This window comes from Streptomyces sp. CNH189 (assembly GCF_000527195.1).
In genome coordinates, this window is record NZ_AZUS01000002.1 from 33,432 (window position 1) to 54,091 (window position 20,660).

The following is a 20,660-nucleotide window of genomic DNA, read 5'->3' on the forward strand; positions in this document are numbered from 1 at the left end:
GGCGCCGCGTGGCGCGGTGCCCTGTGCGGGCGCCGCGCGGGCCGGTGAAAAGGCGCGTTTTCGCGGTGGCCGGGGGAGCTGGGAGAATGGCACGGTCAGCCGTGCGACCGTACCGGCTGCCCGAGCAGAAAGAAGGACGTGCCGATCGTGGCTCAGAGCACCGAGACCACCGACTGGGTCTCCCGTTTCGCGGATGAGGTCATCGAGGAGTCGGAGCGTCGGGCCCCGGGCGCGAAAACATCGGGCGCTGCCGCTCCGGTGGTCGTCGCGTCCGGGCTGTCCCCCTCCGGCCCCATCCACCTGGGCAACCTGCGTGAGGTCATGACCCCGCACCTGGTCGCCGACGAGATCCGCCGCCGCGGCCACCAGGTCCGCCATCTGATCTCCTGGGACGACTACGACCGCTACCGCAAGGTCCCGGCGGGCGTCCCCGGCGTGGACGAGTCGTGGGCCGAGCACATCGGCAAGCCGCTGACCTCCGTCCCCGCCCCGAAGGGCTCCCCGCACCCGAACTGGGCCGAGCACTTCAAGGCCGCGATGGTCGCGTCGCTGGCCGAGCTGGGCGTGGAGTTCGACGGGATCAGCCAGACCGAGCAGTACACCTCCGGCACCTATCGCGAGCAGATCCTGCACGCCATGCGGCACCGCGGCGACATCGACGCGATCCTCGCCCAGTACCGCACCAAGAAGGCCCCGGCGAAGAAGCAGCAGAAGCCGGCCGACGAGGCCGAGCTGGAGGCCGCCGAGGGCTCCGGCGCCGCCGCCGAGGACGACGGCAGCTCCGGCTCCGCCGGATACTTCCCGTACAAGCCGTACTGCGGCAACTGCGAGAAGGACCTCACCACCGTCACCTCCTACGACGACGACTCCACCGAGCTGACCTACTCCTGCACCGCCTGCGGCTTCTCGGAGACGGTCCGGCTGAGCGAGTTCAACCGCGGCAAGCTGGTCTGGAAGGTCGACTGGCCGATGCGCTGGGCCTACGAGGGCGTGATCTTCGAGCCCAGCGGCGTGGACCACTCCTCGCCGGGCTCGTCCTTCCAGGTGGGCGGGCAGATCGTCGGGATCTTCGGCGGCAAGCAGCCGATCGGCCCGATGTACGCCTTCGTCGGGATCAGCGGCATGGCGAAGATGTCGTCGTCCAAGGGCGGTGTGCCGACCCCGGCCGACGCCCTGAAGATCATGGAGCCGCAGCTGCTGCGCTGGCTGTACGCCCGCCGCCGGCCGAACCAGTCCTTCAAGATCGCCTTCGACCAGGAGATCCAGCGCCTCTACGACGAGTGGGACCGCCTGGACGCCAAGGTGGCCGACGGCTCCGTGCTGCCCGCCGACGCCGCCGCGCACTCCCGCGCGGTGCGCACGGCGAGCGGTGAGCTGCCGCGCACGCCCCGGCCGCTGCCGTACCGCACGCTGGCCTCGGTGGCCGACATCACCGCCGGCCACGAGGACCAGGCGCTGCGCATCCTCAGCGACCTCGACCCGGCGAACCCGCTCGGCACGCTCGACGAGGCCCGCCCGCGCTACGACAAGGCCGAGGCGTGGATCAACACCCACGTCCCCGCCGACCAGCGCACCATCGTCCGCGACGAGCCCGACGCGGAACTGCTGAAGTCGCTCGACGAGCAGGCGCGGCAGTCCCTGCGGCTGCTGCTCGAGGGCCTCGCCGCCAACTGGTCCCTGGACGGTCTGACCCACCTCGTCTACGGCGTCCCGAAGGTCCAGGCGGGCTTCCCCGCCGACGCCACGCCCAAGGAGCTGCCGCCGGAGATCAAGACCGCCCAGCGGTCCTTCTTCGCGCTGCTCTACCAGCTCCTGGTGAGCCGCGACACCGGCCCGCGTCTGCCCACGCTGCTCCTCGCCGTGGGCCAGGAGCGGGTGCGGACCCTCCTCGGGGACTGACGGGGACGCGCGGACGCGGACCACGCACCGACGACGAAGGGGGCGCCCGGCGACATGCCGGGCGCCCCCTTCGCGCTGCGAGCCGCCGGGCCGTACGGCCGGCCCGGCTCCTGACATCAGGCGATGTGGTCCTCCTCCAGCTCCGCCATGTGGCGCTTCTGGAAACGTTCCACCAGGTCCTTCAGGACGCCGGGGGCCAGCGACGTGCCGTAGGTCGTCTGGATGTTGTCACCGAGGACGCGGGGAGTGGGGTAACTGCCGTCTATGGACTGGCGGAACACCTGGTAGTACTCCTCCTCGTCCGGGTCGGCGGACGGGTTGCCGCCCTCCCCGAGCTCCCGGGTGCGGCCGCCCGGGATCACCGGGATCGGGAACGTGCCGGTCTCCTCCGGAGCGGGCTCCTGGAGCGGGGGCTCCTCCTGGAACTGGTCCGCGTACTGCTCGGCCTGCTGCTGCTCCGCCATCCAGCGGACGTACTCCTCGTCCGGGTCGTACGAGGGGTCGTAGCCGCCGTGGTACTCGACCGTCTGCGGGTCGCGGGCGTGCAGCCACGGGTTGTTGGGGGCCGCCTCCTCGTCCCCGGGGCGCTGGTTCCCCTCCAGCTCCAGGCGCTGCTCGCCGGGAGGTGTCGCCGCGCGGGCGGGCTCCGCGGGGACACCGGACCGGGCCTGCTCGGACCGCTCGGACCGCTCGGGCGCCGGAGGCAGCAGCGCCGGCTCGATGCCCGCCGCCGCCAGGCCCGCCGGGGCCGTCTCGGCCAGGGGGACGCCGTACTTGGCGAGGCGGAGCGGCATCAGGGACTCGACCGGGGCCTTGCGCCGCCAGGCGCGGCCGAAACGGGACCGCAGCCGGGCCTGATAGACCAGCCGCTCCTGCTCCAGCTTGATCACCTGCTCGTAGGAGCGCAGCTCCCACAGCTTCATACGGCGCCACAGCAGGAACGTCGGCACCGGCGAGAGCAGCCAGCGGGTCAGCCGGACGCCCTCCATGTGCTTGTCGGCGGTGATGTCGGCGATCCGGCCGATGGCGTGCCGGGCCGCCTCCACGGAGACCACGAACAGCACCGGGATCACGCCGTGCATGCCCACACCGAGCGGATCCGGCCAGGCGGCGGCACCGTTGAACGCGATCGTCGCGGCCGTCAGCAGCCACGCCGTCTGCCGCAGCAGCGGGAACGGGATACGGATCCACGTCAGCAGCAGATCCAGCGCCAGCAGCACGCAGATACCCGCGTCGATGCCGATCGGAAAGACGTAGCTGAAGTTGCCGAAGCCCTTTTGCAGGGCCAGTTCACGGACCGCCGCGTACGAACCGGCGAAGCCGATCCCGGCGATGACGACGGCACCGGTGACGACCACGCCGATGAGAACCCGGTGCATCCGTGTCAGCTGCAGTGGCGCGGCCACCCGTACTCCCCTCCCAGTGCATGTTGTTGCGCGCAACAGAGTGGCACATGTGTGCGGGGAACGGGTGGCCGGTTCCTGATGAGGCGGCTCAGCTCTTGCCGGCGGTCGACGCCGAGGCCGACCCGGAGGCCGGTGCGGACGGCTTCCCCGACGCCGGCGCGGACGGCGAACCACTCGCCGACGCCGAGCCGTTCGCCCTCGTCACCGAGAGGACGGCCTCCCTGGCCGCCTTCTTGGCGTCCGACAGCAGCGCCGCCGCGTCCGGCGTCTTGTCGCCGGCCAGACCCGCGCCGTTGTAGTCGAGGGTGACGACCACGTTCTCCACGCGCGCCACGACCGTCTGCTGCTTGAAGGTGCCTTCCTTCTTCTTCAGGTCGTAGCTCACCGAGGTCGCCTCGTCCCCGGTGCCGGCCACCGGCACCGCGCGGACGCCCTTCGCGCCCTCCACCACCCGGGCGGCACGCACCTGCTTGTCGTAGTACTCCTCGGCCAGCTTCTCGCCCGGGCCGCGCGTGGTGTCCGACTCGAAACGCATCAGCGACACGTTCAGCCAGCGGAACTGCGACCCCTTGACCCCGTTGTTGTCCAGGCTGCTCCAGGAGCAGCTGGCCCGCGAGGCCACGTCGTCGGAGCCGCCCTCCTTGCCCGACTTGGCCTTCGGCGCCAGATCCTTGAGGGTCTTCTTCGTCAGCACGCCGCACGCCTCGGGCAGCGTCCGGTACGCCGCCGCCTGCACGGTCGGGGACGGGCTCGCCGACGCGGAGGCGCTCGCGGCCTTGTCCCCGCCGCCTTCGGAGCCGGAGTCCGAGGAGCAGCCGGAGGCGACCAGCATCACGGGGACGGCTGCCGCGCAGACAAGGACGCGGGTCAGGCGCTTGGCTCGCTCGGGCTGCTCTCGCTGTGCTCGTCGCTGCATGGTTCCTTCACTCATGACGCTCGTGTTCCCTGCGGTCGGAACGGTGTCCGAGGGGTCACGGTACGCGCCCCGTCACCCGTACGGCCGTACTTCGGGGGCTTCGCGCAGAGGGTGAAGGGGCGGTGAACGAGGCTCAGCCGCCCAGCGAGTCGGACAGCTCGGCGGCCAGTTTCCGGGCTCTGTCCTGCATTTCCTTGCTGTCCGGCACCGCGCCGACGGTCACCGGCTGCTCCGCGTACTCGATGGTGACGATGACGTTGGACGTGCGGAACGCCACAGTCACGGTGCGCTCCTGAGCGGTCGAACCGGAGCTGTCGAGGGCGTCGTCGAGGAACGCCTCGTCGCCCAGGTCCTCCAGCACCCGCGGCTGGAGATCGGACGGCGCGACGGACGGCGAGGCGGTCGAGGAGGCCGGGGACGAACCGGGCGCCGCGGGCGTGCCGGTGGCGGCCGGGCCCGTCGGACCGGTCGCCGACGGGGAGGGCGAGCCCGACCCCGTCACCGTCGGCACGGGCAGCCGCGCCGCCGTCTGCATCCGCGCGAACAGCTCCTCGGCCTGGGCGTCGTCGCTCACCGCGTTGTCGTAGGACACGACCCGCTCCAGGTCGACCAGCAGCCGGTCGGTCGCCGCCGTCGACTCCACCTTCCAACGGCAGCCCACCTTGCGGTCGGTGTCGTAGGTGAGCGTCGCCTCGCCCCCGTACGCCTTCTCCCGCAGCTGCTCGTCCGTCAACTCCGTGAGGCCGGGCAGGAGTTCCTCCAGCGTCCGGGCGTCGACCGCGCCGCACGGCTCGGGAAGGGTGGCGTACCTGCCGGGCTGCGCCGCCTGCGACGCCGTACCGGCGCTGCCGGGGTTGGAGTTGTCCGACTGCCCTCCGCTGTCGGAACTTCCGGTGCAGCCGGCCAGTACGGCCATCAGGAGCGCGGCGACGCCGGGTACGTACGCCTTCCGCTGCACGGTCGGGTCCTCTCGACGGTGGGTGCGGGCCGCGGCCCGCCGGGTCTGTCCAGTGTCCCCGCTGGTTAATCGCTTGCCGCAGGGGGGCGCCGTTCGCAGACAATGTGTATCGCACGCACTGCCGTGGACGCCGGTCCGTCATCCCTTTTCGTCGACCTTGGCGCCGGTTTTGCGGTTTTCGACTTCTGTACATTTTCCGGGGGAATGGGGACCTCATGTCGTACGTGGAACTGCCGGGTGCGAAGGTGCCGATCCGCATGTGGACGGACCCGGCGACGGTGGAGGAGGGCGCGCTCCAGCAGCTGCGCAACGTCGCCACCCTGCCCTGGATCGAGGGCCTGGCCGTCATGCCGGACGTGCACTACGGCAAGGGTGCGACGGTCGGCTCGGTCATCGCGATGCGGGGCGCGGTGTGCCCGGCGGCGGTGGGCGTCGACATCGGCTGCGGCATGTCCGCGGTGAAGACCTCCCTGACGGCGAACGACCTGCCGGGCGACCTGTCCCGGCTGCGCTCGCGGATCGAGCAGGCCATCCCGGTCGGCCGGGGTATGCACGGCGACCCGGTCGACCCGGGCCGGCTGCACGGCTTCGCGACGGGCGGCTGGGACGACTTCTGGACCCGCTTCGGCGGGGTCGCGGACGCGGTGAAGTTCCGCGAGGAGCGGGCGACGAAGCAGATGGGAACACTGGGGTCCGGGAATCATTTCGTCGAGGTGTGCACCGATACGGTCGGTTCCGTCTGGCTGATGCTGCACTCCGGTTCCCGCAACATCGGCAAGGAACTGGCCGAGCACCACATAGGGGTCGCCCAGAATCTCCCGCACAACCAGAACCTCGTCGACCGCGACCTCGCGGTCTTCGTCGCGGACACCCCGCAGATGGCGGCGTACCGTAACGACCTGTTCTGGGCCCAGGAGTACGCGAAGTACAACCGCTCGATCATGATGGCGCTCCTGAAGGACGTGGTCCGCAAGGAGTTCAAGAAGGCGAAGCCGACCTTCGAGCAGGAGATCAGCGCGCACCACAACTACGTGGCCGAGGAGCGCTACGACGGCATGGACCTGCTCGTCACCCGCAAGGGCGCGATCCGCGCGGGGTCCGGCGAGTACGGGATCATCCCGGGCTCGATGGGCACCGGCTCGTACATCGTGAAGGGTCTGGGGAACACGGCGTCCTTCAACTCCGCGTCGCACGGCGCGGGTCGGCGCATGAGCCGCAACGCGGCGAAGCGGCGCTTCACGGCGAAGGACCTGGAGGAGCAGACGCGGGGCGTGGAGTGCCGTAAGGACTCCGGCGTGGTCGACGAGATCCCGGCCGCCTACAAGCCGATCGAGCAGGTCATCGACCAGCAGCGGGACCTCGTGGAGGTCGTCGCGAAGCTGAAGCAGGTTGTGTGCGTCAAGGGCTGAGCGTCCGCCGCGTGCGGGGTCACCTCCGCACGCGGTGGCGCGTGTACAGCACGTTCGGGGTGAGGGCGCGGGTCTCGACGAGGTCGAGGGTGACGCGGCGTTCGTCGTGGGGGAAGTAACGGGTGCCGCCGCCGACCAGGACCGGGTGGACCACCGTGCGGTACTCGTCGATCAGGTCCGCCGCGGCGGCCTCGGCGGCGAGGGTCGGTCCGCCGATCGCGATCTCGCCCTCGCCCGGCTCCTTCCGCAGTCGTGCGATCTCCTCGGCGACGCTGCCGGAGGCCAGGCGGGCGTTGCCCCTCACTTCTGTCAGCGTGCGGGAGAAGACCACCTTGGGCAGGGGGTTCCACACGTCGGTCCACTCGCGCTCCGCGTCACCGAGTGACGGGTCGTCGGCGGCGGTCTCCCAGTAGAGCATCGTCTCGTAGAGCCGCCGGCCGAGCAGATGGACGCCGAGCTTTCGGGTCTCGTCGATCCAGAAGCGGAAGACGTCCGGGTCGGGCGCCGACCAGTCGAGGCCGCCGTCCGGCCCGGTGATGTAGCCGTCGAGCGAGATGCTCATCGCGTAGGTCACGTCGCGCATGGCCCGTCCTCCTCGGTGTCGGGGTCCCCCGTACCCGTACAGGATGGGCCTACTTGGCGTGCTTCACCGCGTAGATCATCACGAACGCCACGATGTGGATGCCGAAGAGGAAGTAGCCGAGGTAGTACCAGACGTAGCGCTCACGCTTCTTCTCCAGGGCGAGGCGGCGGCGCTCGCCGTCCGTGGTCCCGCCGCCGTCCGGGGCGGCGCCCTCGGCCGTCCCGCCGTCCGTGGTCATCACGCCTCCCGGTGCACCTTGGTGTTGGACGCCTGGGCCCGCGGGCGGACGACCAGCAGGTCGATGTTGACGTGCGGCGGGCGGGTCACCGCCCAGGTGACGGTCTCGGCCACGTCGTCCGCGGTGAGGGGCTCGGCGACCCCCTGGTAGACCTTGGCGGCCTTCTCGGCGTCGCCGCCGAACCGGGTCAGGGCGAACTCCTCGGTCTTCACCATGCCGGGCGCGATCTCGATGACGCGCACCGGGCGGCCGACGATCTCCAGGCGCAGGGTCTCGGCGAGGACGTGCGCGCCGTGCTTGGCGGCGACGTAGCCCGCGCCGCCCTCGTAGGTGGCGTGGCCGGCGGTGGAGGAGACGACCACGACCGTGCCGTCGCCGCTCGCGTCCAGCTTGGGCAGCAGGGCCTGGGTGAGGTTGAGGGTGCCGATGACGTTGGTCTCGTACATCGTGCGCCAGTCCTGCGGGTCGCCGGTGGCGACCGGGTCCGCGCCGAGGGCGCCGCCCGCGTTGTTGACCAGCACGCCGACGGTCTTGAACGCGGTGGCGAACTCGTCCACGGCGGCGCGGTCGGTGACGTCGAGGGGGTACGCCGTCGCCGAGTGGCCGGCCGCGGTCAGCTCCTCGGCGAGCGCCTCGATGCGGTCCTTGCGGCGGGCGGTGAGGACGACGCGGTACCCGGCCTCGGCGAGCCGGCGCGCCGTGGCGGCACCGATCCCGCTGCTCGCTCCCGTGACGACGGCGATACGGGACGCGGCGGGCGGTACGGCGGTGGCCATGGGCTGCTCCTCGGGCGAGCGGTGGTGAGGGCGGACGGGCGGACGGCCGGCGCGGGCGCGCAGCGGGCGCGGGCGGGGCCGTCGCCCGGCCAGCATAAGCGGGGGCCGGGGAGTCCTCGGGGGCGGTGCGCGGAGCCCGTGCGCGAGCCGGTTCAGCCGCTCCGCGGGGCCCACATGATGACGGCCATCCCGGCGAGGCACACCAGGGCGCCGGTGATGTCCCAGCGGTCCGGGCGGTAGCCGTCGGCGACCACGCCCCACAGGATCGAGCCGGCGACGAAGATGCCGCCGTACGCGGCGAGCACCCGGCCGAACTGCCCGTCGGGCTGGAAGGTGGCCACGAAGCCGTAGGCGCCGAGGGCGAGGACCCCGCCGGCCGCCCACATCCACCCGCGGTGGTCGCGGACGCCCTGCCAGACCAGCCAGGCGCCGCCGATCTCCAGGATCGCGGCGAGGACGAACAGGGCGGCGGAGCGGAGGATCAGCATGGCCGCAGCCTCGCACGTCCGGACCGTGTCACCTGTTGGAGGGTGCCTGGGACCGGGTGCGCCGGGGATACATGCCCCGTGACGGACGGAGCGGACGGACGGGTGAGGGGTGTCATGGGGACGGGGTCGCCCACGGACGCGCGGTCGCGGCTGCTGGCGGAGCTCGGCGTGGTGGCCCGGCGGTACATGGCGTCGTACGCCCTGTTCAACCAGGCCCTCGCCGACCGTCTGGGGCTGCATCCGACGGACCTGCAGTGTCTGAACCTGCTCACCCTGGAGCGCGGCCCGGTGACCACGGGCCGGATCGCGGAGCTGACGGGTCTGACCACCGGGTCGGCGACGCGGCTGGTGGACCGGCTGGAGCGGGCGGGGTACGTGGTCCGGGAGCGGGACGCGGCCGACCGGCGGCTGGTGCTGGTCGCGCCGGTGCCGGAGCGGGCCGCCGAGGTGGGGCGGATGTGGGAGCGGGTCGGGGACGGCTGGTTCGCGCTGTTCGACGACCTGGACGACGGTGAGCTGGAGCTGTTCGTGGAGCACATGCGGCGCACGACGGAGTACGGCGCCGAGCAGGCGGCCCGGCTGCGGGCGGGGGAGCCGCGACGGATGGAATAGGACGGGCCGGGGTGTCGTTCCAGGGGTATAGTTGAAGCGTAAACAACCTGGAGGGTGAGCGGCCATGCAGTTCGGAATCTTCAGCGTCGGGGACGTCACCCCCGACCCGACGACGGGGCGCACGCCGACCGAGCGCGAGCGGATCAAGGCCATGGTCGCCATCGCGCTGAAGGCCGAGGAGGTGGGCCTGGACGTCTTCGCGACCGGTGAGCACCACAACCCGCCGTTCGTGCCGTCCTCACCGACCACCATGCTCGGCTACATCGCGGCCCGCACCGAGCGGCTGATCCTCTCCACCTCCACCACGCTGATCACCACCAACGACCCGGTGAAGATCGCCGAGGACTTCGCGATGCTCCAGCACCTGGCCGACGGCCGGGTGGACCTGATGATGGGCCGGGGCAACACCGGCCCGGTCTACCCCTGGTTCGGCCAGGACATCCGCCAGGGCATCAACCTCGCCGTCGAGAACTACGCCCTGCTGCACCGCCTGTGGCGCGAGGACGTCGTCGACTGGGAGGGGAAGTTCCGCACTCCGTTGCAGGGCTTCACCTCCACGCCCCGCCCGCTGGACGGCGTGCCGCCGTTCGTCTGGCACGGCTCCATCCGCTCGCCGGAGATCGCCGAGCAGGCCGCGTACTACGGCGACGGCTTCTTCCACAACAACATCTTCTGGCCGGCCGACCACACCAAGCGCATGGTCGAGCTGTACCGGGCCCGTTACGCCCACTACGGGCACGGCACCCCCGAGCAGGCGATCGTCGGCCTCGGCGGTCAGGTGTTCATGCGGAAGAACTCCCAGGACGCGGTGCGCGAGTTCCGCCCCTACTTCGACGTCGCCCCGGTCTACGGGCACGGGCCGTCGCTGGAGGAGTTCACCGCGCAGACCCCGCTGACCGTGGGCTCCCCGCAGCAGGTCATCGAGAAGACGCTGTCCTTCCGCGACTACGCCGGCGACTACCAGCGCCAGCTGTTCCTGATGGACCACGCCGGTCTGCCGCTGAAGACGGTGCTGGAGCAGCTCGACCTGCTGGGCGAGGAAGTCGTGCCGGTGCTGCGGAAGGAGTTCGCGAAGGACCGCCCGGCGGACGTGCCCGAGGCGCCCACCCACGCCTCGCTGCTCGCCGGCGGGAGGAACACCGCCGAGGACACCGCGAAGGACCGGGAAGGAGCGCGGACATGAGGATCGTCGTCGTGTCGGCCGGGCTGAGCGTGCCGTCCTCCACACGGCTGCTCGGCGACCGGCTCGCCGCGGTCGCCGCCCCGGCCGCGACCGCCCCCGAGCCGGGCCGCGCCGACGTCCGCGTGATCGAGCTGCGGGACCTCGCCGTGGAGATCGCGCACACCTTCACCAACGGCTTCCCCGGCCCGGCGCTCGCGGAGGCGTTCGACGCGGTGACCGGGGCCGACGGGCTGATCGTGGTCACCCCGGTGTTCTCCGCGTCGTACAGCGGGCTGTTCAAGTCCTTCTTCGACGCGCTGAGCTCCACCGACGCCGACGCCCTGGCGGGCACGCCGGTGCTGATCGCGGCGACCGGCGGCAGCGCACGGCACTCGCTGGTGCTGGACCACGCGCTGCGGCCGCTCTTCGCCTACCTGCGGGCCGTCGTCGTCCCGACCGGGGTCTACGCGGCCTCCGAGGACTGGGGCGCCGAGGGTCTCGACGGGCGGATCGAACGGGCGGCCGGTGAACTGGCCGCGCTGATGTCGGCCACCTCGGCGGCCCGTTCCTTCCCGCGCCAGACGCCTGCGGCGGGCCGTCCGTCGCCCGTCCCCGGCGGCCCGAGGTTCCCGCAGGCGCCGGTGGGCCGGGGCCCGGCTGGGTCGGGAACCGTTGACGGTCACCCGTCGGCGGGGGCCGGGTCGGAAACCGCCGAGGGTCAGCCGTCGGCGGGGGCGGCCGCCGGCCCCGGTGACGCGGGGTCCCGGCAGGGACCGCCCACCGGCCGGGGGCCGGGGCGGCAGGGGGGCGGGGCGGGTGCTCCGGTGCCCAGGAAGGACACGTTCGAGAGCGTGACCCCCTTCGAGGAGCGGCTCGCCGCGCTGCGTCCCGGCGGGTGAGACAGCGGTAAGAAGCACGCCACCCGGCCGCCGCCGGGGCCGCCCGGCCCCGGCGGCTTGGCACACTGTGCGGGTGCCGCACACCGTTCTGCTCGCCGAAGACGACCGCGCCATCCGCAACGCGCTGGAGCGCGCGCTGACCCTGGAGGGCTACCACGTCACGGCCGTCGCCGACGGCGTCGAGGCCCTCGCGCAGGCCCACCGCACCCGGCCCGACGTCCTGGTGCTCGACGTGATGATGCCGGGCATCGACGGCCTCCAGGTGTGCCGGGTGCTGCGCGCCGAGGGCGACCGCACCCCGGTGCTGATACTGACCGCGCTGGTGGAGACCGCCGACCGGATCGCCGGACTCGACGCGGGCGCCGACGACTACGTCGTCAAGCCCTTCGACGTCGAGGAGGTCTTCGCCCGGCTGCGCGCCCTGCTGCGCCGCGCGGCGCCCGTGACCGCGGAGCCCGAGCAGCCGGAGGCCCCCGGACCGGCACCCTCCGGGCGCTGCCTGGAGGCGGCCGGGCTGCGTATGGACCCGCAGGCGCGCCGGGTCTGGCGCGGCGACCGCGAGCTGGAGCTGACCCGCACCGAGTTCGAGCTGCTGGAGCTGCTGATCCGCAACGCCGGCGTCGTCCTCGAGCACTCCACCATCTACGACCGCATCTGGGGCTACGACTTCGGCCCCGGCTCCAAGAACCTCGCCGTCTACGTCGGCTACCTGCGCCGCAAGCTCGACGAGCCCGGCGCCCCCCAGCTGATCCACACGGTCCGCGGCGTGGGCTACGTCCTGCGGGAGGGCTGAGTGACCGCCGGCGGTGCGCGCGGACCGGCCGTCCCGCGCCACCGGCTGCGCCTGCTGTCGCTCGGCACCACCTTCGCGGTCGCGTTCGCCGCGGTGACCGCCACCGTCACGCTGCTCATCGGCTTCCTGTCGTACAACGCGGCCGCGCGGCTGGTGCGGGTGGACCAGCAGTCCGTGTTCGACGAGGTGGTGCGGGACCTGCGGGGCGAGGTCCGGACGAACCGGATGTCGCCGCACGACTTCTCCTCCGCCGCGCCCGGCCACGACCTGGTGCGCCCGGCGCGGACCGACGTGCAGGTGCTCGGGCCGGACGGCGGGATCGTCGACCCGGGCGACCCCGGGCTGCCGGTGGTCGACGCCGACCGCCGCATCGCGGGCTCCGCCGACGCCGGGGACGTGGTCGTGCACGCGGGTGTCGACGTCGGCGACGACGTCTACCGGGTCGCGACCGTCTCCCTGGGCGGCGGCAGGGGCGCGGTGCAGGTCGCGCAGGAGTTCAGCGACACCGAGGACCTGCTGCGGGCGCTGCAGCGGCGCACGCTGCTGCTGATGGCGGCCGTGGTGGTCGGCGCGGGCCTGTTCGGCTGGTGGCTGGCCCGGCGCATCACCCGCCGCCTGGTGGTGCTCACCCACACCGCCGAGGCCGTCGCCCGCACCCGCCGGCTCGGCATCCAGGTGCCGGTGGCCGGCTACGACGAGGTGGGGCGCCTCGGCCGCGCCTTCGACCGGATGCTGGGCCGGCTCGCCCAGTCCGAGGAGGACCAGCGCCGGCTGGTCCAGGACGCGGGGCACGAGCTGCGCACCCCGCTCACCTCGCTGCGCACCAACATCTCGCTGCTGCGCCGCATCGACGAACTCCCGCCGGACAGCCGCGAGGAACTCGTCACGGACCTCGCCGAGGAGGCCCGCGAGCTGACCGACCTGGTCAACGAGCTGGTCGACCTCGCCGCCGGGCAGTCCGACACCGAGCCGCCGCAGCGGGTCGACCTCACGGACGTCGCCGAGGACGTGGCGGGCACCGCGCGGCGGCGCACGGGCCGGGAGGTCGTGGTGCACGCCAGCGGCGACACCACGACCGACGGGCGGCCCGGGATGCTCACCCGGGCGCTGTCCAACCTGGTCGAGAACGCGGTGAAGTTCGACCGGGAGGGCCGCGCCCCGGTCGAGATCCGCATCGCGGGCCCGGCCCGCCCGGGCACGGTCCGGGTGGAGGTGCGCGACCGGGGGCCGGGCATCGCCGACGACGACCTGACCCGCGTCTTCGACCGCTTCTACCGCGCCGCCGACGCCCGTTCCCTGCCCGGCTCGGGTCTCGGCCTGTCCATCGTCCGCGAGGTCGCCCTCGCCCACGGCGGCGCGCCGTACGCCTTCCGGCGGGAGGGCGGCGGCACGGTCACCGGGTTCACGGTCGCCGGGGCGACGGCGGACCGGGTGCACTCGGAGGCGTAGCCGGTCCGCGCCCGGCGCAGGTATGGATGCGGGGGCGGTGACGGGTCGCCCCGGGGGAGGAAGGGGAGGGGCGCATGCTCACGGACGACGAGGCCGCGGCACTGTCGGCGGTCGACGAGGCGGCCACGGCGCGGACGCTGAAGGAACTGATCTCCGTACCGAGCGTCACGGGGAGCGCCGCCGAGTCCGAGCTGCAGCATCAGCTCGCCGGGCGGCTGGAGTGGCTGGGGATGGACGTCGACCTGTGGTCGATGGACCTGCCCGCGCTGCGCGCCGACCCGGAGTTCCCCGGCACGGAGGCGCCGCGCGAGGAGGCCTGGGGGCTGGTCGGCACCACGCCCGACGGGGGCGACGGGCCCACGCTGATCCTCCAGGGGCACGTCGACGTCGTACCGCCGGGAGACCTGGCCGCGTGGGCCGGGGACCCGTACGTGCCGCGGGTGACGGGGGACGTGGTGCACGGGCGCGGGGCGTGCGACATGAAGGCCGGGCTCGCGGCGCACCTCGCCGCGCTCGCCGCGATACGGGCGGCGGGGATCCGGCTGCGCGGCCGGGTCGCCGCGCACTTCGTGGTCGGCGAGGAGGACGGCGGCCTCGGCGCGTTCGGCACGCTGCGGCGCGGCCACGGCGGTGACGCCTGCGTCATCGCCGAACCCACCGCCGGCACCCTGATCACCGCCAACGCGGGCGCGCTGACGTTCCGGCTCGCCGTGCCCGGGAAGGCCGCGCACGGCAGCTCCCGGGAGCAGGGGGTGAGCGCCGTGGACGCCTACCTCCCGCTGCACCGGGCGCTGGCCGCGCTGGAGACCGAACGGAACCGGGACCCGGACCCGCTGCTCGCCGAGTACCCGATCCCGTACGGCCTGTCGGTGGGCACGCTGCGGGCCGGGGACTGGGCCAGCAGCGTGCCCGACCTGCTGGTCGCCGAGGGGAGGTTCGGCGTGCGGCTCGGCGAGCACCCCGCGCGGGCGCGGGCCGCGCTGGAGCGGTGCGTGGCCGAGGCGTGCGCCGCCGACCCCTGGCTGCGCGGACATCCGGCCACGGTGACCTGGCCGGGCGGGCAGTTCGCGAGCGGCATGCTGCCGGAGGGCCACCCGCTCGCCGACGCGGTCGCCGGCGCGCACACCGACGCGACGGGCGGCCCGGCACCCCGGCGGCGCGGGGCGACGTACGGCAGCGACCTCAGGCACTACACCGGCGCCGGGATACCGGCCCTGCAGTACGGTCCGGGCGACATCGCGGTGGCCCACAGCGAGCGGGAGCACGTGAGCGTGCGGGAGGTGGTGGAGGCCGCGCGGACCCTCGTGCTGACGGTGCTGCGGACGGTGGGGACGAAGTGATCCGCCCGGCTGCCCGCGCGGGGAGGGCGTGACACACTCGACCCGTGATCATCGAACGTGCGTACGCACATGTGGGCGTGTACGACGCGGGGGAGTGGCCCTGGTCCGTGCCCTGCGTCCGCGCGCTCCTCGACGGCGGCCTGCGCTTCACCGCGCCGGTGACCTTCGTCGTCGGTGAGAACGGCTCCGGCAAGTCGACCCTGGTCGAGGCGCTCGCCGAGGGCTTCGGCCTGGACTCGTGGGGCGGCTCCCACGAGTGGCGTTACGCGAGCCATCGCGCCAAGTCGGTGCTCGGCGAGCACATCCGCTTCGACGCGGCCCCCGGCGGCCGCCGGATGCTCGCCTCCTGGTCCGCCCGCCAGGGCTTCTTCCTGCGCGCCGAGACCGCCCTGGACGCCCTCGACCGGGAGGGGCTCGCCCCCGGCGAGCGCAGCCACGGCGAGGGCTTCCTCGCGGCGTTCCGCGACAAGTTCCTGCGGCCCGGCCTGTACGTCCTGGACGAGCCGGAGGCCGCCCTGTCCTTCTCCTCCTGCCTGGAACTCCTCGGTCACATCGACCAGTTGGCCCGGGCCGGCGCGCAGATCGTGTGCGCCACCCACTCCCCGCTGCTGACCGCCCTTCCCGGCGCGGACATCGTCGAGGTCGGCGACCACGGACTGCGGCGCACCGCCTGGCAGGACCTCGCCCTGGTCGACCACTGGCGCCGCTACCTCACCGACCCGGCCGCCTACCTCCGGCACGTCCTGGACTGACGTCCGGACCTTCCGTTATCCGGACCCGGGCGGTGGCTCTCCTGCCATGACGGGCGGACGGCCCGGACCGAGAAGGAGCGTGGACGAGCGTGGCCGCGAGCACAGCACCCGGCGGGGGACGGGGCGGCGACCCGAGCCGCGGGACGGTCGAGGCGGCACGGCGCGGTGACCGGCGGGTGCAGGACGAACTGGTCGCCGCCTGCCTGCCGTTGGTGTACAACGTCGTCGGCCGGGCCCTCGACGGACACCCCGACGTCGACGACGTGGTGCGGGAGACCATGCTGCGCGTCCTGGGCTCCCTCGGGTCGCTGGACGATCCGGCCCGCTTCAGGTCCTGGCTGGTCCGCAGCGGGCCCAGGCGGGCCGCGCTCCCGTGGAACTCGACGACCGGCTCGCCAGGGCGGCCCAGGCGCACAGCGAGGACATGTGGGCGAACGGCTGCTTCTCCCACACCGGGCGCGACGGCAGCACGTTCGTGGACCGCGCCCAGGCGCAGGGACATCGGAGCCCGGGTGCGGAGAACATCGCCCGGGGCCAGGGCTCCGCGGCGGGCGTCATGGAGGCCTGGATGAACTCGCCCGGTCACCGCGCCAACATCCTGAACTGCTCGCTGACCAGCCCGGGCGTCGGCGTGGTCAGCAAGGACTGGACCTGGACCCAGGTCTTCGGCTACCGACCGGGCGTGTCCCGTTCGGGTACTGACCGGGCGCCGTGTCCCCCTCGGCTACCGACCGGGCGCCTCCCAGACGAAGCCGTCCGGGTCGGTGAAGGGGCCGACGGGGCTGCTCAGGACGACGCGGTGGGAACCGGTGCCGTCGGCGGACACCCCCGCCACCTTCGCCAGCGCCCGGCGCTTGTACAGCGACAGCTTGACGGTGCCGGGGTCGGAGGCGAACTCGACGTACCGGCCGCCGAAGCTCTTGCCGACGGTGAGGCCGCGCTCGACGTAGAACCGCTTGGTCGCCTTCACGTCCTCGACGCCGATCAGCAGCACGATCTCGTCGACCGTCCGGGTGACGGGGCCGGTGTCCTTCTTCGACGACGTCGCGAGCTGCCAGACCGTGCCGTCGGGGGCCTGGACGACGCCCCCGTAGCCCCACAGCGACTTCTCGGCGGGCTTCAGCGGGGTGGCGCCCGCGTCGAGGGCGGCCCGGTGCAGCGCGTCCACGTCACCGGGCTGGGACGTGATCAGGGACAGGGTGAAACCGCGGAAGCCGCTCGTGGGCTCGGCGGACGCGCGCAGGCGCACCCGGTCCCCGCCGAGGCCGAAGGCGTCGGAGTAGAAGCGGGCGGCGGCCGTGGGGTCGTCCACTTCCAGCGTGACGGAGTCGATGGAGTTCATGCCGACGACGGTAGGGGCGCACGGGCCGCCCGCGCTTCTCGGAAACTGACCGGTGCCGGGGCGCGTCCCGCCGACCGGCACCGGGGCGGCCTGACAAGTCCGCCGGGGCGCCCCTCCGGCCGCCCCGGCGTCTCAGTGACCGCCGGTGAGTTCGCCGCTGAGCGTCTTGTGGATGCGGGCGCTGGGCTCGTTCAGCCCGACGATCTCGACGGTCGTGCCGCGCTGGGCGTACTTGGTCTCGATGGCGTCGAGCGCGGCCACCGAGGAGGCGTCCCAGATGTGGGCGGCGGACAGGTCGATCACCACCCGGCCGGGGTCGGTGGCGTAGGCGAACCGGCCGACCAGGTCGTTGGAGGAGGCGAAGAACAGCTCGCCGGTGACCCGGTAGACCACCGTGCCGCCGTCGGGGTCGGTGACCGCGGTGACCTCGGCCAGATGGGCGACGCGGCGGGCGAAGACGACCATCGCGGCGACCGAGCCGACGACGACACCGACGGCGAGGTTGTGGGTGGCGACCACGCAGGCGACCGTGACCAGCATGACGACGGTCTCCCCGAGCGGCATCCGCCGGAGCGTCCTCGGGGCGATCGAGTGCCAGTCGAACGTGGCCACCGACACCATCACCATGACCGCGACCAGCGCCGCCATCGGGATGTCCGAGACGACCGGCCCGAACACGATGCACAGCACCATCAGGAACGCGCCCGCCAGGAACGTCGACAGCCGCGTCCGGGCGCCCGACACCCGCACGTTGATCATCGTCTGGCCGATCATCGCGCAGCCGCCCATGCCGCCGAAGAAGCCGGTGACGATGTTGGCGACGCCCTGACCCAGCGACTCGCGGGTCTTGGAGGAGCGGGTGTCGGTGATGTCGTCGACCAGCTTGGCCGTCATCAGCGACTCCATCAGCCCGACCAGCGCCATGGCGAAGGCGTACGGCGCGACGGTGGTGAGCGTGTCCAGCGTGAACGGCACGTCCGGCAGTCCCGGCACCGGCAGCGAGGACGGCAGGTCGCCCTTGTCGCCCACGGTGGGCACGGCGATCCCGGCCGCGACCGTGATCACGGTGAGGATCACGATCGACACCAGCGGCGCCGGGACCACGGTGGTGAGCTTGGGGAAGAACACCATCAGCGCCAGCCCGGCGGCGATCATCGGGTAGACCGGCCAGGGCACGTCCGTCATCTCCGGCACCTGCGCCATGAAGATCAGGATCGCCAGCGAGTTCACGAACCCGACCATCACGCTGCGCGGCACGAACCGCATCAGCTTGGCCACGCCGATCGCGCCCAGCACGATCTGGAACACCCCGGCGAGGATCACCGCGGCGACCAGGTACCCGAAGCCGTGCTCCCGGTTGAGCGGCGCGATGACGAGCGCGACGGCGCCGGTCGCCGCGGAGATCATGGCGGGCCGGCCGCCGACGACCGCGATGGTCACCGCCATTGTGAACGAGGCGAAAAGACCGACCGCCGGGTCGACCCCGGCGATGATCGAGAAGGAGATCGCCTCGGGGATCAGCGCCAGCGCGACGACCAGGCCGCCGAGCACCTCGGTGCGCAGCACCTTCGGGTCGGACAGCCAGGACGGGCGCCGGGAGCCGCGCAGCCAGGCGGACGGGGACGGGACGGAGGGCGTGGACAAGAGAAGGGCAACCTGTCGTGCTCGGGCGCGCCCTGTTCGGGCGGGCTCGCGGAGGGGGCTGGGCGCGGCAGTCCCGTACGGGTCCGGTGGCCGCGGGTCCCGTGGACCACGGTGAGGCGGCGCGGACGTACGCCGGATGCCGCCCGGGGACGGAGGGTCACGGGGGGAAGGCGGCGGCGCCCGGCCTGACGGACATGCGCACGCTCTCTCCTGCGGACTGCGACTGCGGACAGGACTCCTGCCCGGACTCCGGTTCGGACTCCTGACCGGACTCCGGAAGGGACTGCTGACCGGATGCCGGAACGGACTGCGGATCGACTGCGGTCTTCGCCGGGGGCTTCGTCGGCCCCGACCCGGCAGACCCGCCCACTTTACCCTCGGCCTGCCCACGGCCGGCCGCCGTGCCCACCGGACGTCCGGTGGGCACGGACGGAAGCGGGCGCCCGGACGGGCAGGGGCGCCCGACGGCTCAGTGGTGGGCGTGGACCACCGCGTGGCCCTTGCCCCGGCCGATCATCCACTTGTTGACCGGGGTGGTGATCAGGAACGCCACGGCGAACCCGCCGAGCAGCGCGTACCAGAACAGCCCCTCGGACAGCTGCGCGTCCATCGCGCCCGGGGTGAGCGCGATGATCGCGTTGTCGACCAGCTCCATCACCGCGATGGAGACGGTGTCGGCGGCCAGCGCGATCTTGACCGCCGCCCTCGGCGACACCCCGGCGCGCACCACGGCGAAGAGGGTGAAGGAGTAACCGAAGACGAAGGCCAGGGCGATGGCCAGGACCATCGTCGGGACGTTCCCCCACATCAGCGATGTGCCGATGGCCATGCCGAGGATCTCGCCGAGGGCGCACCCGAGCAGGCAGTGCAGCGTGGCCCGCACCGCCATCGTCCAGGTGGCGCCGTGCGCGGTGCCGGAGTGGTGCCCCGGGTGGTGCATGGCGTGGTCCATGAACCTCATCCCCCTTCGAGGTGCTGCCACGGGGACCGTGTGCCCCCACGCGCCGCAACAATATACCCCCCAGGGGTATTCCGTCGTGGGGGCTTTCCGGTGGACTCAGCGGGCCAGCAGGTCCCGGATTGCCGCCGTGACCTCGTCGGGCGCCTCCTCCGCCATGAAGTGCCCCGCCCGGGTCAGCCGGTGGTCCAGGTCCGGTGCCCAGGCCCGCCACACCTCGGCCGCGTCGTAGCCCAGCTGCGCGCCCCAGTCCTGCTGGACGACCGTGACGGGCATGGCGAGCTGCGATCCCGCGTCCAGGTCGGCCCGGTCGTGCGCGATGTCGATGCCCGCCGAGGCCCGGTAGTCCGCGACGATCGACGGCACCGCCGCCGCGCTCGCCCGTAGATATTCGGCCCGCACCTCCGGCGGCAGAGCGGCGGGGTCGGCAGCCCAGGCGTCGAGGAACGAACCGAAGAACGCGTCCGCGCTGCCCGCGATCATCGCCTCCGGCAGACCGGGCGGCTGGGCCATGAGGAAGAGGTGGTAGCCGACCGCCGCCGAGACGCCGTGCAGGACGTTCCACATGTCGAGCGTCGGCACGACGTCGAGAATGCCCAGGTGGGTGATGGTGTCCGGGTGGTCGAGACCGGCCCGGAAGGCGACCAGGGCGCCCCGGTCGTGGCCGACGAGGGCGAAGCGGTCGTGACCGAGCGCCGCCGCCACGGCGACGACGTCCGCCGCCATGGTGCGCTTGGCGTAGACGTCGGAGGTGTCGGCGGCCGGTTTGCCGCTGGCGCCGTAGCCCCGCAGGTCGGGGCAGATCACCGTGTGCTCGGCGGCCAGCCGCTCGGCGACGTGCCGCCACATCAGGTGCGTCTGGGGGAAGCCGTGCAGGAGCACGACCGGGCCGCCGGCGCCGCCGACGGCGGCGGCCAGTTCCACGCCGTCCGCGCCGGGCAGGCGGACGTGGTCGAAGCCGGGGAGGGAGAGGGTCATGGCGGAGCCGTCTTTCCTGGTGGGGCACTGACCCGGGAAGCGTCGGCCACCGCGATCA

At 72.9% G+C, this 20,660-nt stretch carries 19 protein-coding genes and 3 pseudogenes; 11 read left to right on the plus strand and 11 right to left on the minus strand.

Features of this window, described 5'->3' with window-relative positions; genetic code table 11:
- Positions 1-138: 138 nt before the first annotated feature.
- Positions 139-1,899 carry a lysine--tRNA ligase gene (lysS, locus tag B100_RS0102945; RefSeq protein ID WP_024882980.1) on the plus strand — a complete coding sequence of 587 codons (1,761 nt, stop codon included), beginning with the start codon at positions 139-141 and terminating at the stop codon, positions 1,897-1,899.
- A gap of 116 nt (positions 1,900-2,015) precedes the next feature.
- Here the strand turns inward: lysS and B100_RS0102950 are convergent, their stop codons facing one another.
- The 3 genes from B100_RS0102950 to B100_RS0102960 all read right to left on the minus strand — a co-directional run bounded on the left by B100_RS0102950 (position 2,016) and on the right by B100_RS0102960 (position 5,179).
- Complete coding sequence (locus tag B100_RS0102950; RefSeq protein ID WP_024882981.1) at positions 2,016-3,305, minus strand: DUF2637 domain-containing protein; 1,290 nt, start codon at positions 3,303-3,305, stop codon at positions 2,016-2,018.
- Positions 3,306-3,393: 88 nt separating this feature from the next.
- Positions 3,394-4,221, minus strand: coding sequence for a DUF3558 family protein (locus tag B100_RS0102955; protein WP_486585583.1), 828 nt, complete (start codon positions 4,219-4,221; stop codon positions 3,394-3,396).
- 133 nt (positions 4,222-4,354) lie between these two features.
- Positions 4,355-5,179: a DUF3558 domain-containing protein gene (locus tag B100_RS0102960; protein ID WP_024882983.1), complete on the minus strand. Its 825-nt coding sequence runs from the start codon at positions 5,177-5,179 to the stop codon at positions 4,355-4,357.
- A gap of 215 nt (positions 5,180-5,394) precedes the next feature.
- Here B100_RS0102960 and B100_RS0102965 point away from each other — a divergent pair, with 215 nt between their 5' ends.
- Complete coding sequence (locus tag B100_RS0102965; protein WP_024882984.1) at positions 5,395-6,588, plus strand: RtcB family protein; 1,194 nt, start codon at positions 5,395-5,397, stop codon at positions 6,586-6,588.
- Positions 6,589-6,607: 19 nt separating this feature from the next.
- On the opposite strand, the gene B100_RS0102970 is transcribed toward B100_RS0102965, so the two are convergent.
- The 4 genes from B100_RS0102970 to B100_RS0102985 all read right to left on the minus strand — a co-directional run bounded on the left by B100_RS0102970 (position 6,608) and on the right by B100_RS0102985 (position 8,673).
- Positions 6,608-7,171 (minus strand): dihydrofolate reductase family protein, encoded by a 564-nt coding sequence (locus B100_RS0102970; RefSeq protein WP_024882985.1) that lies wholly within the window; start codon positions 7,169-7,171, stop codon positions 6,608-6,610.
- 49 nt (positions 7,172-7,220) lie between these two features.
- On the minus strand, positions 7,221-7,409 hold the full coding sequence (locus B100_RS0102975; RefSeq protein WP_024882986.1) for a hypothetical protein: 189 nt from the start codon (positions 7,407-7,409) through the stop codon (positions 7,221-7,223).
- Entirely contained in the window at positions 7,409-8,185 is a 777-nt protein-coding gene (locus B100_RS0102980; protein ID WP_024882987.1) for an SDR family NAD(P)-dependent oxidoreductase, read from the minus strand. Before B100_RS0102980 ends, B100_RS0102975 begins: the two co-directional genes overlap by 1 nt.
- A gap of 152 nt (positions 8,186-8,337) precedes the next feature.
- Positions 8,338-8,673 (minus strand): YnfA family protein, encoded by a 336-nt coding sequence (locus tag B100_RS0102985; RefSeq protein ID WP_024882988.1) that lies wholly within the window; start codon positions 8,671-8,673, stop codon positions 8,338-8,340.
- A gap of 114 nt (positions 8,674-8,787) precedes the next feature.
- Here B100_RS0102985 and B100_RS0102990 point away from each other — a divergent pair, with 114 nt between their 5' ends.
- The 9 genes and pseudogenes from B100_RS0102990 to B100_RS37450 form a co-directional block, all read left to right on the plus strand.
- Positions 8,788-9,285: a MarR family winged helix-turn-helix transcriptional regulator gene (locus B100_RS0102990; protein ID WP_037722408.1), complete on the plus strand. Its 498-nt coding sequence runs from the start codon at positions 8,788-8,790 to the stop codon at positions 9,283-9,285.
- Positions 9,286-9,349: 64 nt separating this feature from the next.
- On the plus strand, positions 9,350-10,468 hold the full coding sequence (locus B100_RS0102995) for an LLM class flavin-dependent oxidoreductase (RefSeq protein WP_024882990.1): 1,119 nt from the start codon (positions 9,350-9,352) through the stop codon (positions 10,466-10,468).
- Positions 10,465-11,034: pseudogene (locus B100_RS0103000) on the plus strand (CE1759 family FMN reductase); the annotation flags it as partial. The gene B100_RS0102995 and the pseudogene B100_RS0103000, both read left to right, overlap by 4 nt.
- A 385-nt stretch (positions 11,035-11,419) precedes the next feature.
- Positions 11,420-12,139 carry a response regulator transcription factor gene (locus tag B100_RS0103005; protein WP_024882992.1) on the plus strand — a complete coding sequence of 240 codons (720 nt, stop codon included), beginning with the start codon at positions 11,420-11,422 and terminating at the stop codon, positions 12,137-12,139.
- A complete protein-coding gene (locus B100_RS0103010) occupies positions 12,140-13,588 on the plus strand; it encodes a sensor histidine kinase (RefSeq protein WP_024882993.1) in 1,449 nt (482 codons plus the stop codon). It abuts the gene before it with no gap.
- A gap of 74 nt (positions 13,589-13,662) precedes the next feature.
- Complete coding sequence (locus B100_RS0103015) at positions 13,663-14,928, plus strand: ArgE/DapE family deacylase (RefSeq protein ID WP_024882994.1); 1,266 nt, start codon at positions 13,663-13,665, stop codon at positions 14,926-14,928.
- A 44-nt stretch (positions 14,929-14,972) separates the two neighbouring features.
- Positions 14,973-15,680, plus strand: a complete 708-nt coding sequence (locus tag B100_RS0103020) for an AAA family ATPase (protein ID WP_024882995.1) — start codon at positions 14,973-14,975, stop codon at positions 15,678-15,680.
- 212 nt (positions 15,681-15,892) lie between these two features.
- Positions 15,893-15,970 (plus strand): annotated as a pseudogene (locus B100_RS37445) (hypothetical protein); the annotation flags it as partial.
- An 83-nt stretch (positions 15,971-16,053) separates the two neighbouring features.
- A pseudogene (locus B100_RS37450) lies at positions 16,054-16,284 on the plus strand (CAP domain-containing protein); the annotation flags it as partial.
- Between the two features lie 120 nt (positions 16,285-16,404).
- On the opposite strand, the gene B100_RS0103025 reads toward B100_RS37450, so the two are convergent.
- From B100_RS0103025 to B100_RS0103040, 4 genes are all read right to left on the minus strand, one after another.
- Positions 16,405-17,022, minus strand: coding sequence for a VOC family protein (locus B100_RS0103025; protein WP_024882996.1), 618 nt, complete (start codon positions 17,020-17,022; stop codon positions 16,405-16,407).
- Positions 17,023-17,154: 132 nt separating this feature from the next.
- Entirely contained in the window at positions 17,155-18,666 is a 1,512-nt protein-coding gene (locus B100_RS0103030; RefSeq protein ID WP_024882997.1) for a SulP family inorganic anion transporter, read from the minus strand.
- Positions 18,667-19,135: 469 nt separating this feature from the next.
- A complete protein-coding gene (locus tag B100_RS0103035) occupies positions 19,136-19,618 on the minus strand; it encodes a DUF4396 domain-containing protein (protein WP_024882998.1) in 483 nt (160 codons plus the stop codon).
- Between the two features lie 105 nt (positions 19,619-19,723).
- On the minus strand, positions 19,724-20,602 hold the full coding sequence (locus B100_RS0103040) for an alpha/beta fold hydrolase (RefSeq protein ID WP_024882999.1): 879 nt from the start codon (positions 20,600-20,602) through the stop codon (positions 19,724-19,726).
- Positions 20,603-20,660: the final 58 nt, after the last annotated feature.